Below are 21,324 nucleotides of genomic sequence, written 5' to 3'. Positions count from 1 at the left end.
TTCGTGCGTTACGCGGGGAACACAATTCATTGGAGTTTCCCATTATTGCCCCGCTAACGCACCCTACTTGCTACTTGGGCGACTCTTTCCGCATCACCTCCAACCAAGACATTCAACAATCGAGCGATCGCACCAATTAATACAGCGATCGCCAGAATAATCTCAGCAGGGCTGTTTCCATCTCGCATCCAGGTAGAAGGATGTTCCATTGGAGTCTGAGAGGGCGGGACAAGTTCAATGGGTTGATTAGTCTGTTCCAATTGTACGGGGGTTTTCTGTTGGTTGTTCATGATTTCATCCTCATCAATGCTTTGATGAAACCAGACTAATGGTACTGTCAGGTTAACCTCCAGACCAATTCAGGACAGATAATAAGTTCCCTTTTCTGTCCTTCCAAACAAGAGTTAAGACTGGCTAAACTATAGTTATGCATCCTGTAGGGGCACGGCAATGCCGTGCCCTTACCTCAAGACGAAACCGTTATGGCTCAAACACGCAAACCTCGTGGTATTCCGGCAACTCAAGAAGGATTAGAAAAACTCCGACAAGCGAAGGCGGCTGGACGAGATGAGAATGGACAGCCTCTGACGTATGAACGCATTGCACAAAAAGCTGGGGTAGACGTAAAGACAGTTAAGCGGTTTTTCGGGGGTAAAGGAGTTGATCGGGATTCTGCGATCGCAATTGTCGAAGCGTTAGGGTTAGAGATAACTGAGATAGTCGATCCCAAGGATTGGAACTCAGCAAAACGGACATTGAATACAATTAACTGGCGCGAAGTCTGCGGCAAAGTTTTAGCACAACAGCGAGAACAACAGCGACTCCGGCGACAAGCGACTGAGCGAGGTTTTGAACTAAATGTCTATGTACCACTGGGATTAGTCGAACGCAAACAACAGCAGCGTCGGCGTGGGGATGTACCTCCAAGCTTGGCATCAAAAAACTATGCATCAGGGAGAGTATAATTGAGCGATCGCGGAACTGACATGGCACATTAATGAACTTTGAAATCATTGGAGAAATCACTACAATTGAAACAATTGCAATTAGCAGTTCGATTCGTGAGGTAGCACGGTTATAAAAATATATGGTTCTGGGCGTTGGAGGAAATTAAAAGGAATTGCTAGGATTTGCCTTGACGATTGCACTATCTGTGAAGCTGAAATTCATTGATCCGCAAAATTTATCAGGTGATACCCGATCACCGTGCTGCGGTTGCTATACTTTGTCGCTAATTGCGGCGGTGTTACATTACAATTGAAAAACTTCAGGAGTATGTCTAGAATCAAAAGCGCCCTGATTCATCCCGTCACTAAAAGCGAAGGTCTTCTCAGGGCATCAAGATAAGCCCTCATCTCCTGCCAACAGCCATGGCGAATCTATTAATTATCGAATCAGGCGGTAAAGTCAAAAAGCTCAAATCCATTCTCGGTGCTGGCTGGACGGTTAAAGCCAGTATGGGTCACGTTCGGGAATTAGCCGATGATGGTGAAGATTCTCTGGGATTTGATTTGGACGGTTCCCACATCCACTGTCGCTATGTTCCTCGGAGTAGTCAAGCCAAGAAAATCTTATCGGAATTGCGTGGTGCTATTCGCCAAGCTGACCGAATTTACCTGGGGACTGATCCCGATAGAGAAGGAGAAACCATTGGTTGGCATTTGACCCAAGCATTGCGATTGAAGAATCCGTTACGGGTGACCTATACCGAGATTACCAAAGCCGCCGTCGATCGCGCGATCGCACATCCGAAAACCCTTGACTCTAATTTAGTCGCCGCCGGACGCGCCAGGGATTGTTTGGATAAGTTGGTGGGATATAAGGGGAGTCGGTTAGTCTGGCGCTTGAATAACGGCTGCAAGTCTATGGGACGAGTGCAGAGTGCGACACTGCATTTGTTGGTGAAGCGAGAACAAGAGATTCTGGCATTTAAACCCCAAGATTATTGGGTGGTATGGGTAGAATATCAGGAAGGATTTAAAGCTGTTTACGCAGGTCGAACTTACCCGCAAACGGCGCAACGGCGGAATTCGAGGGATAAAAATAGCAATCAGCCAGATGATGCAGGTGAGGAGAATCCAGTCTCGGAAGGGACACGGGTACTCTCTCAAGAAGACGCGGATCAATTAGTCGCCATTGCCCGTTCTCATTCTCATCATGTTGTCACAGTAGAGGGAAAAACCGTTAAACAATCTCCCCCAGCCGCATTTATCACTTCCACCCTTCAGCAATCTGCTGGCGCGAAACTCAAGCTGAATCCAGACGTGACGATGAAAATTGCCCAAAGCCTCTATGAAGCGGGACATATTACCTATATGCGGACGGATTCGGTGGCGTTGTCTCCAGAGTTTTGTCAGGCGGCAAAACAGTGGCTTTTACAGCATGACCCGGATAATGTACCCTCTAGAGTAACCTCCCATCGCTCTAAATCTGGGGCGCAAGCAGCCCATGAAGCCATCCGTCCGACTCATGTTGAACGCACACCCAAGCAATTATCGGTTCAACTGACTAGGGATGAGGCAAAACTGTATGATTTAATTTGGAATCGCGCGATCGCAACTCAGTGCTGTCAAGCTCAATTGTCTAAAACTCGGATTATCACCCAATCGGGGGATGTATTTTGGGAAGCCAGGGGACAGGTTTTACTCGTACCGGGTTATACTCGCTATTGGCATAATATTGCCGCCGATTCCCAATTACCACGAGTACAGCCAGGACAACCGCTTACATTAGATAACGCAGGTGCGGATAAGAAACAGACGCAGCCACCACCACGTTACAGCGAACCTAAACTGGTGCAGGCGATGGAACGTTCGGGAATTGGTCGTCCTAGCACTTATGCGCCGACAATTAAAACATTGAAAGCGCGTAATTATGTTCAGTTAAGTAAAGGGAAATTGCAGCCAACCCAACTGGGGATGGAACTGGATGCATTTTTGGCACAGGTGTTACCTGATCTGATTCAGCCAGAATTTACCGCTAAGATGGAATCGGATTTAGATGCGATCGCGTCTGGGAAATTGGATTGGGAATGTTATTTAACCGGGTGGAATCGGGATTATTTTGCTCCAGCGCTTAACTCGGCATTTTCCCAAGTTCCAGAGATAGCCAGTCAAACTCAGTCTACCCCTAAGGGTGAATCGAAACGGCGTCCGAGAACCGAACTCACGGATTATTCCTGTCCTAAATGTCAGCATCGGATGACTAAGGTATTTTCTACCTCTAAGAAGCTAAAAGCCGATCATTTCCTCAGTTGCGATAACCGTGAGGGGGGATGTGGGGCGGTAATGTTTTGGAATGGAAAGGCTGGGGCGTATGAGTTACCCCGTTCAGAACGTCCTGTAGCCGCCAAACCCACCAAGCCAGCCAACTTAACCGAGTATGCTTGTCCCAAGTGTGGCAAGCCGTTGGAGTTGTATGAATATGAGAAAGAGGGTCAGGCAAAGAAGATGCTACGTTGCGCGAATCCCAAGTCTCGTCAGGGGAAATGTAAAAATGTGGCTTATTTTTGGACGAAAAAGGGGACGTTTTGGAGTCCCAAGTTGGGCGAGGTGAAAAAGTGATGGATAAGTGTGTGGGCAGCTTCCAAGAATGGGAAGGGTGGTTTCGGCTTCGCTCAACCACCCTAATTGCTCAACTAGCCTCATGCAGAGGAGGACTAACTTTGAGGGCTTTGAGGGCTGAGCGAAGTCGAGGGCTTTGAGGGCTGAGCGAAGTCGAAGCCCGATCATTAGGGAAGGAGATGACTTGACATGCCCTATATGTATATCCTCGAATGTTCTGACAGTTCTTTCTACACAGGAAGCACGAAGGATTTACCTCGACGTTTATGGCAACATCAAAATGGTTTAGGGGCAAATCATACAAAGAAAAGATTACCTGTAAAGTTGGTTTATGCAGAGTATTATGATCGCGTAGAAGATGCGTTTTATCGAGAAAAACAGGTACAAGGCTGGAGTCGGAAAAAGAAAATCGCGCTGATGAATAGTGATTGGAATCGGCTTCATGTTTTGGCAGAATGTCAGAATGAGTCACATTATCGGAGGGGGCTGGTTGAGCATCGGAGGGGGCTGGTTGAGCGAAGTCGAAACCAGCCCCTCCAGGGAAGTCGAAACCAACCCAAGCCCAGTAATGATGAGGACTGAAATGATGAGTTTTGTCCGCTTCACTGCAACCTTCCCAGAGCTAGAGATTGTCTCCACACTGGGGAGACAATTTCAACCAAGACCAAGCCAGTTAAATATTTTGAGCTGCTTGTCACCCCTTCAGCCCTGAGCGACCAATACTTTGAGTAGCATTGACTTCCCCAGCTCCCTCAGCTTCCTCAGCTTCCTCAGCTTCCTCAGCTCCCCCTCACACACTTATTCAGCAGCCTCTATTTAGGGGTTGGTGCGACAACCAGTAGGTGTTTTTTCAGAGAAGTCACAATTTGAGGTTGTATCCCTTATCCAGTCAGGGTTTACCGCCTCTTTTGGATTTAAGGGGTTGTCGCAATAGCTGAAAGGCTTATTCAGAAAGGATTTGAAGCTTTTTTGTTGGCGGGGGTTGTCAAAACCGAGGGCTGAAATGCTATAGTTAGAGGAGGTTGTCGCAATCGAACCTTGAAAACCAAATACAGCAAGCGTTTCAGAGGTCGGCAGTCGAAATCCTCTATAATCCCTATCAGGGATTGAAACATAGTTGTGCAGCATATCAGCGCCGGCTACCACGCGTCGAAATCCTCTATAATCCCTATCAGGGATTGAAACGTTGTACCATCCGCGATCGCCTTGATATCAGTATCGTCGAAATCCTCTATAATCCCTATCAGGGATTGAAACCAATGATGCCAGCCTTGAAGTCCTCGATAAAAGTATGTATTGAAAGTCGAAATCCTCTATAATCCCTATCAGGGATTGAAACTTGTACCTTGATGTCATTAGCCGATCGCCTGATTGTCGAAATCCTCTATAATCCCTATCAGGGATTGAAACGAGAATTAGCTCGATATATAATGGGGTGTTGGATGGTCGAAATCCTCTATAATCCCTATCAGGGATTGAAACAAAACGTTATATGGGCTTGGTAACCAAGCCCCTACGCAAGGAATTCCCCTGAATCTCTTCTATCAGGGAGAATTCTACGGCTCCCCCAGCTCCCTACCCCTAAAGAAATTTAACTTCCGCTCAACATGGTGCGTAATCGTCCCGGAAGAGGCTGATTACCCGAATCATGATGGCGCAGTAACTTTAACAAAGGTTCTGGTACAGTGGCGCTAAGATCAATTTGCAACTGGGGACCCGAAAGAGCGAGGCGAATCAGCGTTTCTTTTTGAATCTCCAGTTCCGTAATCGGTTGACCGTCCTTATACGTCCCATTGTTACCAAAGTTAATCAATTTCCATCGGTTCCCCATACGCCGCAATTCCAGATGGTAACGCGAGACAACCGAACTTCGCAGCACAATATGGTTATCTGCACAGCGCCCTATTTTAATAATCGGTTGATCAGTAAAATGCCATTGTTGAATCGGTACACTATGGGACGGCGAGCGCAGTGATACCGTAACAACATTTGGAGCAAGATTTACGCCTGACAAAGATTTATGAATCAATTGATGCACCCCTAAAAATCAAAACTTGATAGTTAGTTTATTCTGCTTACTATTTCTAGAAGCCCACACGTCTACTCCGAAGAGTCAGTGTGTGAAGTTGTCCCTTTAATCATGACACGCCTCAGACGAATCGCATAGTGAATCACATAGTGCGATTCACGTCTAGGACATGACTGGGCGGGGAAATGTGACTAGAAACCCTAGATATTCCGTACTTTCCCCGCATCTCCCGCTAACCTGGGAGTTTTGCCTAGAGAGTACGCGATCGCAATAGCCGGATCGCTGTTGGTTATCACCTTAACACTATACCTAACTCACAATTGAGTTAAGATGCTCAATCTCACTTGATAGCTGATAACTTCAGTTTACAGACTCTGACCCAGTTTTTCACACCGTATTATTACGGAGCAACTCCCAACCGCTATACGATTGAATGCCCCAATGCTAGCATACCCATTCAATCATTGAAATTGATGGGATAATTTCCCATTAATTGTAGCACAAGCTACCAAATCATCCCCTGCCAGGGAGAGTTAGGGAGGGGTCTGACCCCCCAGTTCAGTGACTCCCAGTATCATAATTTTAACTCTGATATAAATTAATAATAACCTAACCTGAATGGCACGTTATTGAAGCCGAATCTGACTAACTTGGATACCAGAAAATGATCCGGTTTGTTAACTCACTAGGGAAAAGACCCCTCCCATACATGTCAACTTAAAGAGATGGAAAAATTGAAAAAAAGAAGAAAATTCTACATTAAACTGCAACTTTGTATCACCCACTCACACCCTCGCCCCCTTCCGTATAAGTAAATCATTGAACCCGTTTTAACGGGTTTAAGCTTTTAGCCCCAACTTGAGTGGAGGGCTGACTTTATATCACCAACTCACACCCTCGCCCCCTTCCGTATAAATAAATCATTGAACCCGTTTTAAGGGGTTTAAGCTTTTAGCCCCAACTTGAGTTGAGGGCTGACTTTGTATCATCCACTCACACCCTCGCCCCCTTCCGTATAAGTAAATAGTTGAACCCGTTTTAACGGCTTTAAGCTTTTAGCCCCAACTTGAGTTGAGGGCTGACTCTAAAATCATCAAGCTACCCTGATTAGCCCCAGGTTTAGAGGTAAAGTATTAACATGATTGTCTACACAAGGAGATGAGTTATGGTCGCGACTCGCGAAGTGATTATTCCCACAGGTATGGAAATCCTATATGAAAAGTATCACTATTGTCCAGGTATTAGAATCGGAAATACAGTCTATGTCTCCGGTCAAGTGGGTCGCGACGAAAAGTTACAGGTAGTTGAGGGAATAGAAGAACAATTTATCCAGGCGTTTGAAAATGTCAATAAAGTTCTTTTAACCGCAGGCGTAACCTTTGAGGATGTTGTAGAAATTGTGACCTATCATGTCACAAACCCAGCGTCGATTCCAGCGTCAAAACCACTAATCATTCCTCATTTGTCGCTGTTTATGGAAGTAAAAGATCGGTATTTTATTGAAAAATATCCGACTTGGACAAAAGTAGGTGTCACCGCCTTGTCTGACCCTGGACTCATCGTGGAAATCAAGTGTACAGCGCTGCGATAAAATCTAAGCTGTCAGTCTGAAACAATGGAGAATCGCAGCCATAGAAGGATGCCAACCAACAATAAGTATGGCAAAGTAGACAGCAAAGCTCAAGACGTGGTGCATTTTAATGAAATTTCGATCCAAATTTGCTGAAAAAGGCTCAATTTCTGCAACAGATAAAACGATTCCCATAAGGTTACTACATCCTAACTATCCGTTCTCCACCACCCGTTTCCCGTTTTTTTATGGCTGGATTATCGCGGTGGTTTGCACGATTGGGATCATTATGAGTATTCCGGGTCAAACTGTAGGAGTGAGCGTTTTCACGGATCATTTGCTACAGGCGACGGGTGTATCACGTTTGGAATTGAGTAATGCTTACCTGGTGGGAACCTTAACCAGTGGTCTCCTATTACCCATGGGGGGAGTGTTGCTTGACCGCTTTGGCGCACGAGTTATTGTGGTGGGTTCGTCGCTGTGGCTGGGGGGAACACTCTGTTATTTGAGTTTGTGCGATCGCATCGCTATCTTTGTCAATAGTATACTACCCCTTGATCATTCAGCCATAGCGCTGATAATACTCGGACTTGGCTTTACCAGCCTGCGCTTTTCCGGTCAAGGAATGTTGACAATGACCAGCCGTACCACCTTAGGCAAATGGTTTGACCGTCGTCGTGGGTTTGTCTCCGGTACAACCGGTGTATTTGTCTCCTTTAGCTTTTCCATTGCACCGTTAATTCTCAGTATCTGGATTAACGGCTTCGGTTGGCGATATACCTGGGTAACAATGGCAGCGATTGTGGGGATTGGCATGGGATTTGTTGGCTGGATGTTCTACCGAGATAACCCAGAAGAATGTGGTCTGATTATGGACGGAGACGCCACAACTCCAGCCACCACCGGAGACACTTTCGGTGAGAACAAGATACGAGATTTTACTCGTTCTCAAGCGCTGCGTACCCGAATTTTTTGGGCAGTCACGTTAACCTTATCTTCTCATGCTTTAGTCGTTACCGGGATTACCTTTCACATCGTTGATATTGGCGCAGAAGCAGGATTATCGCAAATCCAGGCAGTATCTCTATTCTTACCCATGGCAATTCTCTCCACTATTGTGGGATATTCAATGGGACTAAGCGCCGACCGAGTTTCTTTGAAATATCTATTCTTATTCATGATTGTGTTTCAAGCTATCGGCTTTACTTGTGCTGCAAACCTGGGTATAGGCTGGTTACGGGGACTGACAATTGTGGGATTAGGTGCAAGTGGCGGCTGTTTTAGCACCTTATCCACGGTAGCTTTGCCAAGATTCTTTGGTCGAATGCATTTAGGGGCTATTTCTGGCGTTCAGATGATGAGTATGGTGTGCGCGAGTGCGATAGGACCTTCATTATTAGCAGTATTTAAGGATCAATTGGGTTCCTATCAACCCGGTCTCTACACTTGTGCTATACTCCCAGTCATTACACTAATTCTGACTCTTTTTTCCCATAATCCACAGCAGTAAAATGACGGCGAATCTAGCCAGCCTTAAGCAAGATCCCCGACTTTTTCAAGAAGTCGGGGATCTGAACTTATTAACATCAATAAAAAATTGCATTCCTGCGAGGGGGGAAGACAAAGGATGCTTCGCTCTTGTTGCACGGAAGGGAGAGAATTCAAAGCCTCTCTCCTTGCAGGAGAGAGGTTTGGAGAGAGGTTTTCCAGACCCCGTGAAAAGTAAGAAATGCTATCCCCTCATAATCCCAGAATTTCATAGGATTTTTCGACAACTTCATCGGGATCAAACGGCTTAGTCATATACAAATCCGCCCCGACTTTTTGCCCTTTTTCTTTATCAAACTCTTGCCCCTTTGCCGTTAACATAATAATGTAGACATCTTTAATATCCAGATTATTTTTAACGGCATAACAGACATCAAAACCATTCATCTTAGGCATCATCACATCCAGAAACACTAAATCCGGTTTTTCCGTTTTAATAGTTTCAATTGCCTCTTCCCCATTTTCCGCAATCAGGACTTCTACGCCTTCATCTTCCAATTCCTCTAACGTTTGTGCCATTAACAGGCGAATATGCGGTTCATCATCAACAATCAAGACTTTCTTATTCATCTTAATAGACCACTTCAAATACATCTACAGGCTTTTTCTTCCCCTTAACTTTCACAGTGCCAACTTCCTTAAAATCAAACAGATCATAGGTGACATCATAGACACTGCGACACACCAAAATTTGTTCCCCTTTGGCAATGGATTGTAGACGAGAGGCAATATTGACCTTATCCCCAATAGCAGTATAATCCATGTGCTGAGGAGAGCCAACATTTCCCACAATCACTTCCCCTGAACTAATACCAATTCCGGTAATAAAATTTTGGCGAATCCAAGGAACCGGAATGGCTTTGATCCGCTTTTGCATTTCAATTGCTGTTTTAATCGCACCTTGTTCACTGTAAACTAAGCGAGAGGGAGCGCCAAACATTGCCACAATCATATCACCCACAAACTTATTGACAGTTCCGCCATTGCTGAAAATTACATCAACCATGTGGGTAAAATATTCATTCAAGTATTCGACGATTAGTTCCGGAGGTAATTCCTCACATTTCGTGGTAAAATTTCTAATATCTGAAAATAAAATTGTAATATCTCGTTTAGCTGGCTCGAAGGAAAAATCATCTTTTTCTTCAAGGATGGCTTCAACGACTTTAGCAGAGACATAACGTTCGAGATTACTTTTAATCCGCTCTTCTTTTAGTTTTTGTTCATGCAACATCGCATTTTCAATGGCAGATGCTGCTTGCGAGGCTAAAGCAGTCAATAACTTTAAATCAGCCGCCGTATAATTAATTGGCTCTTGATGACTAATATTAATCACCCCAATGATACCATCTTTGGTTTGCAGAGGAGCGCAAATCAGAGAGTAAATTTGATTCTGACCTTCGACAAATCGAATATCTGCCTGCACATTATTAATAATTTCGGCTTTACCTGTCAAAATTAAATTCCCAGCGATTCCTTTCCCCAATGCCAAGGGCGCTTTTGGGTCATATTCTTGACCAATAGCGGCGATTAACTCAAACTCACCCTTGTCTGGATTTAATAACATGAGTGAACCACTGGTGGCTTTAATTAATCGGGTGGCTTCATCAATAATTAAGTTGGCGACTTGTTTGAGATCAAGGCAAGCAGTTAACCGTCCCGATATATTATAAAGCATATTAATTTCTTTATATTTATCCAAAGTTTCCCGCGCCAACATTTTTTCCTGAATTTCTTTATTGGCAATATAACTCATGAGGGACGCCAACGATGCGGCTTTTTCACCCCCTGAGATCCAACCAATAATATCATCAGCCAGCTTTACTGGATAATTTCCCAGTTCCTTTTGACATTCTTCACCAAAAAGGAGACGACCCTGGGTATCCTGAATCAGAATCGGTGTCTCCATCACCGCACTCATTTCCTTGATCAGAGATAAAACATCTTTTTTATTCAGCAACTTCTTTAGACTGATGGTTACCATCTGCTTTTTCATTCGCTAATAAGAGAAAAAATACATTTTCCAGCCCCTTTTCAAAGCGTAGGGTTTTGACAATATTATATCGTTCCGACAACTCAGAATTGACAATAATCATATCCGGCTTAACGGAAATAGCTTTTTCTTTAAAATCCTCCCCATCAAAGACCTCAATCACATTATATCCTCTGGTGGTTAGGACATCAGCCAGGGTTTTAACGGTGGATATATTTTCATCAACGACTAATATTTTCTTTTGAGAACTTCCTTGGGCAATTAAAGAATCAATTTCCTGAAGTAATTGTTCCGATTCAAAGGGTTTAGTGATATACTTGTCAATCCCTAATCTATATCCTCGTTCGTGGTCTTCAATAATGGACAAAATAATAATTGGAATGTCCATAGTTGATGGGTCATTTTTTAATACAGCAGCAACATCAAAGCCATTCATTTCCGGCATCATCACATCCAGAGTAATTAGATCCGGTCGTTCTTGCTTGACGAGTGCGATCGCTTCTAGACCATCTTTGGCTTCCCGAACTTGATATCCCCGTGACTCGAGTTCTTGTCGCAACAGTTGACGAATTAAGGCTTCATTATCGACAACCAGTACTGTTTTATTGGAAGTATTTTTAGTGGATGAGTTGTCAGGAATAACCGTTACTTGAAGCTGCTTAACTAATGTGTCCATATCCATCATATTCACTTGGACAGGTAGATTAGTATGAATGGGAAGAGTAAACGAAAATGTACTTCCTTTTTTGAACTCACTTTCGACCCAAATTCTGCCACCATGATGTTCAACAATTTGCTTACATATCGGTAATCCTAGACCCGTTCCTTTCGGTTTATCGGTTAACGTATCCCCAACTTGCTTAAATTTTTCAAAGACTTGAGGCTGATCAGCGGGTGCAATACCCATACCTGTATCAATCACACTAATAATAATTTCACTATGCCTTTGTGTCGCTCGGCAGGTTATTGATCCTTTTTGAGTAAACTTAACAGCATTGGAAATTAAATTAATCAGAACTTGAATCAGTCTATCTTTATCCCCAGAGATTTCTGGAAGCTCAGTTTCCACGTTTTTAAGAAATTGAATATGTTTAGTCTCAAATAACGAGGATGTCGCCGCGACTGCCCGTTCAATAATCTCGTGAACCAACAACGGCTGCATATTCCAATCAACTTTTCCGGCTTCCATTTTGGCAATATCGAGAACATCATTAATTAAAGCCGTTAACCGTTCTCCTTCCGATACAATAATCTTGACATTATCTTTGACTTGGCGAACAGTTCGCTGAATTTTCTTGTTGTCGGTTTGGATTTGGGGAAAAATGACATCTTCGAGTTTTTTCTTGATAATTTTGGTAAATCCCAATACAGAAGTCAGTGGGGTTCTTAATTCGTGGGAAACGGTAGAGATAAAATCCGTTTTCATCTGATCCACTTCTTTTTCAACGGTAATATCTCGAATCAGGATAACTGAGCCCAGAAACTCCTCAACTGCACCATCAGCCAAAGCTACTTTATCAATGGCGGTGGCTACAGCTTTACCAATACGTCCCCCCGCTAGATCAATTTCTGCGGTAAAGACTTCCCGATGATGGTTTTGGGTTTGGGTGACTAATTCCACTAACTCGCTGTTTAATATATCTTGACCCTTTTTATCCGTAATATCAAGTTCTCCTAACCCTAACATCCTGAGGAAAGCGGGATTGAACTGAGATATTTTTCCTTGAGTGTCAGTAACCAGTAAGCCATCGACTAAATTATTAATAATAGCCGTCAAATGAGCGGTTCTTTCTTCAACGCGACCTTCGAGAATTTGATTAATACTTTCAACATGCTGGCGGGTATCTGCTTCAGTTTTCTGTAAGCGTTTTGCTTCCGATTCGGCTTGTTTTAAAAATTGTTCACGGACGTAGACTTTAACCGCCATTGAATTGAACAGATTTGCCAAACGTCCTAACTCATCTTTGCGAGTATCATCCAGTTGAATATTCAAATCTCCAGCCGCAATTCGTTCCGTTGCTCCCATCAACTCAATTAAGGGATTTGTAACTTGGCGACGCAGGACAAAATAGAGGACTAACAGTTCAAGCAGAAGTGCTACAATTCCTAACCCCAGAATAAAGCCGGCTGTGTCCCGAGCGGGTTTGGCTAAGATAGACTGGGGAAAAACGGTAACTAAATACCAATCCGGTTCTTCAATTCTGGCGACAGCTAAGTATTCATTATCTTTAGGATTTTCAATGATGATTTGATTGGGGGTTATGTCTTTGACCAATTGAAAGATACGCTGAAGGTGGGGGTCATCGGATTCAAGAATATTGAATTGCCCCTTTTTTTGTTTAATTTCCTCGATTTTATCGGGATGAACAATCAGATGACCATCCCCGCTAAAAAGAATATTATAACCGCCCTCAGTATGCTCCTCAGTCATGCGATTCATCAGTTGATTCAGAGTCAAATCATGTCCAATTGTGGCAATATGTTCACCATCTAAGTTAACAGGTGTTTTCACAGAAACAATCCAATCTTGAGCCTGCGGATCGTAATAAAGTCCTGTCCATACCGTCTTTGACTCTGCATCGGCTTCGGTTTTAGCACGATAGGCTTTTTTCTCGTTTTGTAGATTAAGTTCAGTCGAAGCTCGTTGTACCCAGGGCGTTTCGGGCCAATAGATGGCGATAATATTGTCGGGGCTAGTAATGTAGGTATTGATAAAACGATGATGCCAAACTGAGCCATAGGTTGTGGTTAGGTTGTAAAAGGCAAGAACTCGCTGTCGAACCTCTGCATTAATGACCAGGTTTTCATCAATATAAACCCCTGCTTGCTCAAGAGTGTCAAACTTTTCCGGGGGCTGATCTTGAGGTCGATTGCGAGTCACACCATCAGACCACTCGACAAAGAGTTGATTGAATTTAGTGTAGTAATTATAATCTGGTTCTTTTAGGTTTTTTAGTAATTCTTGTTTAAGCAGCGTATGATTATCTACAGCGATAGAGAATAAAATACGTTCCCGTTCACCTCGTTCATACACATATTTTTTGACCCGTTCCAATGCTTCAGCTTCAAAAAACGATAAGGTGTGAAAATAACTCCACGTCGTTAAGACAACAATAACTCCAGCAATTCTTAAGGCTACATTAACCAGCGTTCGCCGTGTGATAGATTGTTGCCCGGAAAAGATAGGAAAAGCCATTTTAGAGTGGGTGAAGGTTTAATACAGACAGTTCTAACGTTGATGAGATGGAATGCGGGAAGCAAGGGATCAGGGGTGGAGGGGCGATTTAACCCGATTGTTCGCATTTCTTATATAGATTGTCTTTTGAATTTTGCACGACTCCCCAAGTTTTTAATCGACTGAATAAGATTCTGCTGTTTCTTTAGCAACAATTTTCTAACAACGAAGAATCATGAAATTTTATTAATATCTACATCATCTTGATCAGATATCCGGATGAGTAATCGGTTCAATCTATTTCACTCTCATCATCGCTAAAAGATGGACGCTTAGAAATTAGGCATTGCCCGTTCCCTGTTCCCTGACAACCCCTGATATGAGATGAACAGAGGACGCGCCCCCCTGTTGTGGGTTAAATTAAAGAATAGACAATTGGACAACTGACAACGATTGCCGCTGAACTGGGCGCAAGACTACATGAAACGCTATTTATCCCGCCAAGTCTTACCTGTATTCCTCGCGATCGCAGGAATTATCTCATCTACCAGTATCTCCCATTCCCAGAGTGATCTGCCCTGCTACTTAGAAGACAGCAACGGCAATGTCATTGATCTGGGTCACCTTTGTGGTAGTGGTAGCAGTACACCCTCGGTGATTCAAGTTCCGATCAAACGCCGAGTGTCCGGAATTCCGGTCGTTGATGTTCAATTCAATGGTAACAGCCGCTTTGAAATGCTCTTCGATACAGGGGCGTCTGGGATTGCCATTACCCCCCAAATGGCACAAGTCTTAAACGTTACATCCGACGGCGTCGTTACCACCTCCACGGCGGGTGGCAAAGTCGAAGTTCCGCGAGGTCGGGTGAATTCTGTCGCCGTCGGCGGTATTGAAGTCACGAATCCGGAGGTGACAATTAATCAATACCTTGATATCGGACTATTAGGACAAGGATTTTTTGGTGTCTACGATGTGACGATTAAGGAAAATGTGATCGAACTTAGATATCGGTAGCAAGAGGAGGCGATTGAAATCGCTGCTACACAAACTTGCGTCCGCCTGCGCGGACTGGATTATAACAGGGGTAGCTAACCCGGATTTGTTATTATATCATGTCCGGTCAAACACCCCTAAGTCCCAAAATCGGATTTAGCCGTAAAACCCGCCCCGACACCCGACACCCTACCTACTATTCAAGTCGCTTACCCGCCCCTTCAGTCCCCTGACTCAAAATCCCCTAAATAGAATTAATCCCGTCTGAAATAAACCGATCACTACACCCAAAATCCCACCTAAATTAACAATCGCTTGTAATTCATTTTTGACAATCACTTTAACGGCAACTTCTAAGGATTCCGGTGATGTGCCTCTTACCCGATCCACAATAAGCTGATCAATGGATAAAATGGGAATCACCTGCGTCACCAGTTTTTCCAAATCTTCTTCCAGATAACGCTCCAAAATTAATGCCAGTTCCTGACTAATTAGTTCCAGTGAGCTACTCATAATCGCCGATTCTCGCAATCGGTTTAAAATCAATGCAGCGACCTTTTCCCAATCAATGGATTGACTTAAACCCTGCAAAAATTCGCTACCCTGCTCTCGGATATACGTGCGAACCGCATCCCGCATGGTTTTGCGTAACTGTCGCACCGTAGACACGGGCAAATTTTGGAGGGATAGAGTTTGCAGCCAAAACTTTAACCGATCACGGGCACCCAACGCGGTCAATAATTCTTGCAGACGCGCATTAGATTCCTCTTTCTCATCTAAGCAATAGGTTCGCAAACGGGTGAGAGTATTGCGTAGTCCAAATAAATTGGCGACTATCCAATAGGTGCCGCTTGTCTTCTCGCGAAACCCTTCATCAATGATTTGGATATTGCGATCGGTTAAAAAATCAATAATCCCTTGACGCAGCACATCAGGCGGTAATGCCACTTGCAGAATCCACTGGGAAAGCTGTTGCGCTTGTTGCTCATTCAGTTGAAACTCCAGCAAAATCTGGTCAAAAATTTGGTTAAGCTGGGCTTCTAAAAAATTATCGCGACGGGCTAAAACTTTAAGTAAACGGGGCAAGGATTCTCCTAATAAGTCGTGGAGGATAGCCGCAAGAATCTTTGCTGTTTTCTGTTCCTTATCCAACTGGACTTGTTCCAACGCCAGATTGAGCATCCACAGAATTGCCCCACGCACCCGTTCCCGATGCAGTAGACGCCGTGCTAGTCGTTGCATCTCCGACGGGGTTAACAAAGAACCCATGATGGTATCGGATACCCGTTTCGCTAAGCGTTCCTGGTTATCGGGAATTAAACCGGGTGTAAACGGTAACCGCCGCTTGCCAATGTAAATGGGGCGGTAGGGACGGAATAGCATTTTAATTGCTAAATCATTAGTGAAATAGCCAATAATTCCCCCCGCGATTGGAGGCAAAAACAGCAGCCACAGGTTTGATAAATTCAAAACAACAATCGGCGTAATACAGAACGGACAATAAAGGATGGGAAAGAAAAAGTCATCTAGAGACGCGACATGTCGCATCTGTCAAAAAACTTAATGGAAAGGATTAACTTTGGCGTTGTTTAATCCCCAATCCCTGATCCCCATTTTACGCTCTAGGGTTTCCTGATGACTAAAACGCCCATCATTCCCCCAGCGATGGGATAGTGCGTGGAATGGCTAAATCCAGCCTGGTGCGCCAGTTCAACCTGCTGCTTTCCGTTGGGAAATCGCTCTAAGCTGGGAGTGATGTAGGCATATTCTTGCTCTAAGCCCAAGGATTTGGCACGGGGTACGACGATTGTGTCGAGATACCATTGCTGAAACTGACGTAGGGGTGCGTGTTGAGGACGATGAAAGTCTAGGATAGCCGCCTTTGCCCCCGGTTTGAGGACTCGGTACAGTTCTTGCAAACAACGAGGAATATCGGTCACGTTCCGTAACCCATACCCCATGGTGGCACCGTGGAAAAAATTATCCTGGAAGGGTAAATCGAGAGCATCTGCTTCAATCCAGTGAATGGTTAAGGGGGGATAATGATAAGTCACTCTGGCTTTCGCTTTCGCGAGTAGCGCTGGGGAAAAATCAACCCCATACACCTGACCCGTTGCGCCCACGTCTCGGGCGAGCAGTTCGGCTAAATCACCACTCCCGCAGCATAAATCTAAACCAACCTCACCTGGCTTTAGATCGCACCACTTCACTGCCATCTTTTTCCAGATCCGGTGTTGACCTAAACTTAACCACTGGTTGAGTTGGTCGTAAACTGGGGCGATGCGATCGAATAAATGGCGAATTTCTGATCGGGAATGGTCATTTGTCATTGGTTCGGGAACAGGGAACAGGGAATGGGGAATGGGGGAAGCTGGGGGAGATGAGGGCGGGTTTTGAATAAACTTTATCCTCAACCGCGCAACAGACGTTCCCCATCCATTGGTGTCAACTTAAGGTGAATCCCCACACTGTTAATGTAGTATGATTTTGTCCAAAAACCAGAGAAGTTAAAAACCCTACTGGTTAAATATGAATCGAAGGAAAAAAAAGTAGAACACGTAATCACAGCCACAGATCCCCCAGCTTTAGAAAATATCAGCCGGATCAGCAGCTTGGAGACGGCGAGTCGCGATCGCACCTGATGCACCACACATGATAAATGTCAGCAGAAGCACAAAAATAGTCCGACTCAACGGCATTGCCAAAGGTAGGGCGGTTGCTGCGGCTGTCACTTGATAAGCCGCTAATGCGATCGCTAAACCGGGTATAAACCCTAACACCGATAAAATCAGCGCTTCTTCAAAAATTACCCCTAACAAGTAAGTATTCCGATAACCCATTGCCTTGAACGTGGCATACTCTTCCAAGTGACTATTCACATCCGTCGAAAGCACTTGGTAGACAATCACCGTACCGACAATCAATCCCATGATCGTGCCTAAGCCAAAAACAAACCCAATCGGTGATCTCGATTGAATATCGGCAATTTCAAAATCCACATAACCCTGACTCGTCAGTACCTGCACATCTTCCGGTAACCGCGCCACTAAAGCATCTCTCACCTGTTCTGGCTCATACCCCGGATGCAGACGAATTAACCCCAGACTCACAGATCCAGCATCCCGTTTGGGAAATAACCTTAAAAAGTTTTGATCGCTGGTAATTAATGCGCCATCATCGGCAAAAGATGCGCCGACTTGGAATAGTCCGGCTACGGTTATGGTTCGCTGTCCAATTTCTGTGGTGGCTGACTCTCCCTGTTGAATCTGGGTAATCATATCCTGGTATTCACCCCGCGAGGCTTGGTCAAATAAAACGGTATCGGGTAGCCGAATCGCGTCTAGCTGCTGGTTGACTTCAGGTAAATTAAAGGCAGGTCGATCTGGGTTTTGTCCGATCAGCAGCATCGATGTCTTCTTGCGGGTTTTGGGATTTCGCCATTGTACTGAGCCAAGGTATAATGCATCGGCAGAGGCGACTCCTGGCACGTCTTGAGCTTGGTAAAGTCGCCGTCGGGTGAAGGTTCGCAATTGTCCAAAGTTTTTTGCCTGGGTGCTAATTACAACTAAGTCGGCTTGTAGGGTGCGGGGATATTGGGTGTTGGTTCTGTAGAGGGCATCAGCAAACCCCAACTGCATAAAGATCAACACATCAGCAAAGGTGATGCCTGCGATCGCGGTTAACAGCCGCATTCGGTCATGTTTAAGCTGTAGTAGCCCTAAGGGAGTGCGCTGTTGCAATGTTTTGATTAAGCCAAGCATGGTTTCTAATTAGGGCTTGGTGAATAAGGATTGTGGTGAGGGGAAGCTGGGGGGAGCTGGGGAAGCTGGGGAAGCTGGGGAAGCTGGGGAAGCTGGGGGAGCTGGGGGAGCTGGAACAAATTGTGTAGGGGCGGGTTTCACTACTATCTTTTCGGTTACACCCAGATGTAAATAAACCCGCCCCGACTTGACAAATGACGAATGACAAATGACAAATGACAAATTATTCGATTTGAATCGTGACTGTAACTTGTAAATTGCTCAATCCTGCTACGTTATGACTCGAGTTGGGATCGAGACGGATGTGAACTTCAACGACTTTGGCATCAATGTTGGCGGCGGGATCTTCATCGACAACCTGTTGTTGCTCGACTTGTAAGCCAATCCGCTCGACTGTACCCTGGAGTGAGTTAGGAATGACGGGTGATGTAATCGTGGCAGGTTGACCCTCCTGAATCTTGAGAATGTCACTTTGGTAAACTTCCGCGATCGCGATCATCTGCTGGGTTTGTCCTAAGGTGACGATGCCCTGATCCGCTATTTTTTCGCCCGGATAGGTATGAATCTTAATAATTTGACCTGCACGGGGCGATCGCACTTCGGCTTGCTCTAGATTGGCTTGGGCTTCGGCAACAGAGGCTTTTGCTGATTGTACTTCTGCCTCGGCTGCTTCTACGTCCACAGGACGCACTTCGGCAAGTCGATCCAGGGTGGCTTGCGCCTGTTGAATTTGCTCTTGACTGGTTGTCTCAATCCGCCCTAACTCTGCTTGAGCCTGCTGAACCTGTTGTTGAGCAGTAGTGTAGGTTAACCCCTTGGCATCCCGTTGAGAGGCGGAGACAGCACCCTGCTGATACAAGGATTCGTATCGCTCATATTCCAGGCGAGCATTTTGGACTTCTGCCTCCAGCCGAGCCACCGCCGCCTGTTGAGCCGCCAAACTCCCAGTTCGATCTGCCTGAAGTCTGGCAATTTCCGCACCCTGGGCTTGTAGTTCACCGACTTTGACGCCAGCTTGTACCTGTGCCAGTTTTGCCTGAGCGACATCCACCTGTTTCTCGGCTTTTTGCAGGGATGCTTGTAAGCGATCGCGATTATCTAAAATAGCAATAATCTGTCCGACTTGAACGCGATCGCCTTCCTCAACCAATAGTTTCTCAATTCGGCTTACCTGAGTTGAAGTTGACGCTGTGAGGTGAATCATTTCTCCGGCTGGCTCCAACCGCCCCAATGCTGTCACCGTTTGAATTTCAGGCACAACTGAGACTTCTGTTTGAGCCTCCCGCATCTGAGCCGCTCGAAATTGCCAGACACCCCATCCGGTTCCCGCTAGCCCCACAATGGCGACGCCGACAAACGCCAGCCAACGACGTGGTGATTGGGTTGATCCTGCCTGATGGTTTAACAGATCTAAGCTCATGGGCATTCTCCCATCAGAGAAAAGTGTTATCTGTAGAACTTACGCAAAGCCTCTATGTGTAGGGTGTGTTAGCGCAGCGTAACGCACCTTTCCCGCCATCTATGGTGTAGCTGCGTAAGTCCTAATCTGTATATGTTTATATTTTACTAAACGGTTTAGTAAAGTCAACTAAACCGTTTAGTAAAATAAGAAGCATGGATCGGGCGACTTGTCCTTTCTCCCCCTGAGCCAAAGGCAGGATCAAAACTCTCGCACTTGATCGGGGCGGGCGCGAGTCGCATCTGGATCAGTGAAAAAAAGGATAATCGTAAAACCCGCCCCTACACATTCAAAACCCAAAACTTAATCAAATGGTAAATCGTTCCACTCCACCCCAGTCATCCAACCCGGAAAAACCCGATAAAGCCCAAGCGATTTTGGCAGGTGCTTTGCAAGTGTTTACCAAGCATGGATATGCGGCGGCGAGTATGGATCGGATTGCATCGGCAGCAGGAGTATCCAAACCCACGCTATATAACTACTTTCAAGATAAACAGGGATTATTTGTCGCCTTGATCCACCAACTCACCCAAAACAACAGTCAGCTTATCCTCAATTTACCCACTGAGCCAGACTTACAAACGCCTCCTGAGCAGGTTCTGCGTCAAACAGCAACGGCGGTACTTGATGAGTTTGCGAACAATCCAGCGCTGTTAACCTTGATGCGGTTAATCATCGGCGAGTCTGAGCGGTTTCCGGAGTTAGCTCAAACCCATGTGCGCGAAATTATCAAACCCCTCATGGAACGGCTTTCCTTATACTTAGCCTCTCAACCCCAACTCAAATTGTCCGATCCTATTGTCGCCGCCCGGATTTTTACCGGATCTCTGGTTCATTACCTGATTATTCAAAACATCCTACAGGGGGGTGACATTCTGCCCTTAGAGCGCGATCGCATGGTTGATGGTTTGATTCATCTATTAACGGCTGGGGCTTGAATCAAAGGCTTCACCCGAATGGCACTTATACCGAGTTGCGTTCTATCATGTCTAGGGAGAGCGAAGCGAAGAATCTGGACAGATGCTTCGCTACCGTTCCTTCGCTTCGCTCAGGACTTCGCTCAGCATGACAAATTCTACCTTAGACTGCAACTTGGTATTGTAAAGTTTCAATAAGAATATAGTCAGATGTAGTCATGTTGGGTAATATATAGACATGAAACTCTCAGACTATGCCAAAAAAGCAGGAATCAGTTATCGAACTGCCTGGAGGTGGTGGAAACAAGGAAACTTG

17 protein-coding genes, 1 pseudogene and 1 CRISPR repeat array are annotated in these 21,324 nt (G+C 45.2%); of the genes and pseudogenes, 8 read left to right on the top strand and 10 right to left on the bottom strand.

Going from position 1 to position 21,324, the window contains the following annotated elements; translation table 11 throughout:
• Window positions 1-53: 53 nt before the first annotated feature.
• Window positions 54-290, bottom strand: coding sequence for a hypothetical protein (locus tag RIG27_RS08770; RefSeq protein ID WP_446344303.1), 237 nt, complete (start codon window positions 288-290; stop codon window positions 54-56).
• Between the two features lie 192 nt (window positions 291-482).
• Here RIG27_RS08770 and RIG27_RS08765 point away from each other — a divergent pair, with 192 nt between their 5' ends.
• From RIG27_RS08765 to RIG27_RS08755, 3 genes are all read left to right on the top strand, one after another.
• The gene (locus tag RIG27_RS08765; protein ID WP_446344301.1) at window positions 483-965 is read left to right on the top strand and encodes a hypothetical protein; all 483 of its coding nucleotides are present in this window, start codon (window positions 483-485) and stop codon (window positions 963-965) included.
• Between the two features lie 405 nt (window positions 966-1,370).
• Window positions 1,371-3,563 (top strand): type I DNA topoisomerase, encoded by a 2,193-nt coding sequence (gene topA / locus RIG27_RS08760; RefSeq protein ID WP_446344299.1) that lies wholly within the window; start codon window positions 1,371-1,373, stop codon window positions 3,561-3,563.
• 198 nt (window positions 3,564-3,761) lie between these two features.
• Window positions 3,762-4,145, top strand: a complete 384-nt coding sequence (locus RIG27_RS08755) for a GIY-YIG nuclease family protein (RefSeq protein WP_446344297.1) — start codon at window positions 3,762-3,764, stop codon at window positions 4,143-4,145.
• Window positions 4,146-4,639: 494 nt separating this feature from the next.
• Window positions 4,640-5,045: a CRISPR direct-repeat array (repeat unit 37 nt; unit sequence GTCGAAATCCTCTATAATCCCTATCAGGGATTGAAAC).
• 109 nt (window positions 5,046-5,154) lie between these two features.
• Here the strand turns inward: RIG27_RS08755 and RIG27_RS08750 are convergent.
• Window positions 5,155-5,592 carry an FHA domain-containing protein gene (locus RIG27_RS08750; protein ID WP_446344295.1) on the bottom strand — a complete coding sequence of 146 codons (438 nt, stop codon included), beginning with the start codon at window positions 5,590-5,592 and terminating at the stop codon, window positions 5,155-5,157.
• 1,165 nt (window positions 5,593-6,757) lie between these two features.
• On the opposite strand from RIG27_RS08750, the gene RIG27_RS08745 reads away from it, so the two are divergent.
• Both RIG27_RS08745 and RIG27_RS08740 read left to right on the top strand, forming a co-directional pair.
• Window positions 6,758-7,183, top strand: coding sequence for a RidA family protein (locus RIG27_RS08745; RefSeq protein ID WP_446344293.1), 426 nt, complete (start codon window positions 6,758-6,760; stop codon window positions 7,181-7,183).
• A 109-nt stretch (window positions 7,184-7,292) separates the two neighbouring features.
• Complete coding sequence (locus RIG27_RS08740; RefSeq protein WP_446344291.1) at window positions 7,293-8,672, top strand: MFS transporter; 1,380 nt, start codon at window positions 7,293-7,295, stop codon at window positions 8,670-8,672.
• 230 nt (window positions 8,673-8,902) lie between these two features.
• Here the strand turns inward: RIG27_RS08740 and RIG27_RS08735 are convergent, their stop codons facing one another.
• Genes RIG27_RS08735 through RIG27_RS08725 form a run of 3 tightly spaced genes read right to left on the bottom strand, consistent with a single transcriptional unit; the run spans window position 8,903 to window position 13,899 of the window.
• The gene (locus RIG27_RS08735; RefSeq protein WP_446344289.1) at window positions 8,903-9,280 is read right to left on the bottom strand and encodes a response regulator transcription factor; all 378 of its coding nucleotides are present in this window, start codon (window positions 9,278-9,280) and stop codon (window positions 8,903-8,905) included.
• Between the two features lies 1 nt (window position 9,281).
• Complete coding sequence (locus RIG27_RS08730; RefSeq protein WP_446344287.1) at window positions 9,282-10,694, bottom strand: adenylate/guanylate cyclase domain-containing protein; 1,413 nt, start codon at window positions 10,692-10,694, stop codon at window positions 9,282-9,284.
• Entirely contained in the window at window positions 10,660-13,899 is a 3,240-nt protein-coding gene (locus RIG27_RS08725; protein WP_446344285.1) for a response regulator, read from the bottom strand. Before RIG27_RS08725 ends, RIG27_RS08730 begins: the two co-directional genes overlap by 35 nt.
• Window positions 13,900-14,331: 432 nt before the next feature.
• Here RIG27_RS08725 and RIG27_RS08720 point away from each other — a divergent pair, with 432 nt between their 5' ends.
• Entirely contained in the window at window positions 14,332-14,892 is a 561-nt protein-coding gene (locus tag RIG27_RS08720; protein ID WP_446344283.1) for a retropepsin-like aspartic protease family protein, read from the top strand.
• 213 nt (window positions 14,893-15,105) lie between these two features.
• Here RIG27_RS08720 and RIG27_RS08715 read toward each other — a convergent pair whose 3' ends face one another.
• The 5 genes from RIG27_RS08715 to RIG27_RS08695 form a co-directional block, all read right to left on the bottom strand.
• On the bottom strand, window positions 15,106-16,341 hold the full coding sequence (locus RIG27_RS08715; RefSeq protein WP_446344304.1) for a DUF445 domain-containing protein: 1,236 nt from the start codon (window positions 16,339-16,341) through the stop codon (window positions 15,106-15,108).
• A 152-nt stretch (window positions 16,342-16,493) separates the two neighbouring features.
• Complete coding sequence (gene ubiE, locus RIG27_RS08710) at window positions 16,494-17,201, bottom strand: bifunctional demethylmenaquinone methyltransferase/2-methoxy-6-polyprenyl-1,4-benzoquinol methylase UbiE (protein WP_446344281.1); 708 nt, start codon at window positions 17,199-17,201, stop codon at window positions 16,494-16,496.
• Between the two features lie 255 nt (window positions 17,202-17,456).
• Window positions 17,457-18,632: an ABC transporter permease DevC gene (devC, locus tag RIG27_RS08705; RefSeq protein ID WP_446344279.1), complete on the bottom strand. Its 1,176-nt coding sequence runs from the start codon at window positions 18,630-18,632 to the stop codon at window positions 17,457-17,459.
• Window positions 18,633-18,641: 9 nt separating this feature from the next.
• Window positions 18,642-18,854: a hypothetical protein gene (locus tag RIG27_RS08700; protein ID WP_446344277.1), complete on the bottom strand. Its 213-nt coding sequence runs from the start codon at window positions 18,852-18,854 to the stop codon at window positions 18,642-18,644.
• A 1-nt stretch (window position 18,855) separates the two neighbouring features.
• Window positions 18,856-20,052, bottom strand: a complete 1,197-nt coding sequence (locus RIG27_RS08695; RefSeq protein ID WP_446344275.1) for an ABC exporter membrane fusion protein — start codon at window positions 20,050-20,052, stop codon at window positions 18,856-18,858.
• 350 nt (window positions 20,053-20,402) lie between these two features.
• Here RIG27_RS08695 and RIG27_RS08690 point away from each other — a divergent pair, with 350 nt between their 5' ends.
• A complete protein-coding gene (locus tag RIG27_RS08690) occupies window positions 20,403-21,029 on the top strand; it encodes a TetR/AcrR family transcriptional regulator (RefSeq protein ID WP_446344273.1) in 627 nt (208 codons plus the stop codon).
• A gap of 217 nt (window positions 21,030-21,246) precedes the next feature.
• Window positions 21,247-21,324: pseudogene (locus RIG27_RS08685) on the top strand (IS607 family transposase); the annotation flags it as partial.

Origin of the sequence: Coleofasciculus sp. F4-SAH-05 (assembly GCF_040222985.1) — a bacterium.
GTDB lineage: Bacteria > Cyanobacteriota > Cyanobacteriia > Cyanobacteriales > Coleofasciculaceae > Coleofasciculus > Coleofasciculus chthonoplastes.
This window is presented reverse-complemented; position numbering and strand designations above follow the sequence as displayed.

Excerpts from the sequence above, each read along its gene's own strand:
- RIG27_RS08770 (WP_446344303.1), bottom strand. The coding sequence starts at position 290 with ATGAACAACCAACAGAAAACCCCCGTACAATTGGAACAGACTAATCAA.
- RIG27_RS08765 (WP_446344301.1), top strand. The coding sequence starts at position 483 with ATGGCTCAAACACGCAAACCTCGTGGTATTCCGGCAACTCAAGAAGGA.
- topA (WP_446344299.1), top strand. The coding sequence starts at position 1,371 with ATGGCGAATCTATTAATTATCGAATCAGGCGGTAAAGTCAAAAAGCTC.
- RIG27_RS08755 (WP_446344297.1), top strand. The coding sequence starts at position 3,762 with ATGTATATCCTCGAATGTTCTGACAGTTCTTTCTACACAGGAAGCACG.
- RIG27_RS08745 (WP_446344293.1), top strand. The coding sequence starts at position 6,758 with ATGGTCGCGACTCGCGAAGTGATTATTCCCACAGGTATGGAAATCCTA.
- RIG27_RS08740 (WP_446344291.1), top strand. The coding sequence starts at position 7,293 with ATGAAATTTCGATCCAAATTTGCTGAAAAAGGCTCAATTTCTGCAACA.
- RIG27_RS08735 (WP_446344289.1), bottom strand. The coding sequence starts at position 9,280 with ATGAATAAGAAAGTCTTGATTGTTGATGATGAACCGCATATTCGCCTG.
- RIG27_RS08730 (WP_446344287.1), bottom strand. The coding sequence starts at position 10,694 with ATGGTAACCATCAGTCTAAAGAAGTTGCTGAATAAAAAAGATGTTTTA.
- RIG27_RS08725 (WP_446344285.1), bottom strand. The coding sequence starts at position 13,899 with ATGGCTTTTCCTATCTTTTCCGGGCAACAATCTATCACACGGCGAACG.
- ubiE (WP_446344281.1), bottom strand. The coding sequence starts at position 17,201 with ATGACAAATGACCATTCCCGATCAGAAATTCGCCATTTATTCGATCGC.
- devC (WP_446344279.1), bottom strand. The coding sequence starts at position 18,632 with ATGCTTGGCTTAATCAAAACATTGCAACAGCGCACTCCCTTAGGGCTA.
- RIG27_RS08695 (WP_446344275.1), bottom strand. The coding sequence starts at position 20,052 with ATGAGCTTAGATCTGTTAAACCATCAGGCAGGATCAACCCAATCACCA.
- RIG27_RS08690 (WP_446344273.1), top strand. The coding sequence starts at position 20,403 with ATGGTAAATCGTTCCACTCCACCCCAGTCATCCAACCCGGAAAAACCC.